This is a genomic window from Vibrio sp. HI00D65 (assembly GCF_001635455.1).
Classification (GTDB): domain Bacteria; phylum Pseudomonadota; class Gammaproteobacteria; order Enterobacterales; family Vibrionaceae; genus Vibrio.
Genome location: NZ_LWEH01000503.1, coordinates 1 through 298, shown reverse-complemented (window position 1 = coordinate 298; position 298 = coordinate 1). Strand labels below are relative to the sequence as shown.

Sequence of the window (298 nt, the reverse complement as noted above, 5' to 3'; positions counted from 1 at the left end):
ACAACGGAGAGTTCGATTGTACGAGTAAGGGCTTTACCTGTCCTAAGTGTGGCAACCATGACTCAACTAAAGTATCAGTAACACGCCGTGTTTGCGGTTACCTTGGTAGCCCAGATGCTCGACCATTTAACTTCGGTAAGCAAGAAGAAGTTAAACGTCGCGTGAAGCACCTTTAGTGAGCTTTAAGAGTGTAAGCTAGCTTACTTAGAAGATCTACGTTTCACGATACAAGATTGGTATCGGCTCAATGTCGATACCAATTCATTGGTTTCACTACTCGTTACTCTTTAAGTAACCC

Annotated in this window: 1 protein-coding gene; it reads left to right on the top strand. The window is 43.3% G+C overall.

Annotation, left to right across the window (positions count from 1 at the left end):
- Positions 1 to 176: anaerobic ribonucleoside-triphosphate reductase (nrdD, locus tag A3712_RS27155; protein WP_157618865.1), on the top strand; the 176-nt coding region annotated here is incomplete at its 5' end.
- Positions 177 to 298: the final 122 nt, after the last annotated feature.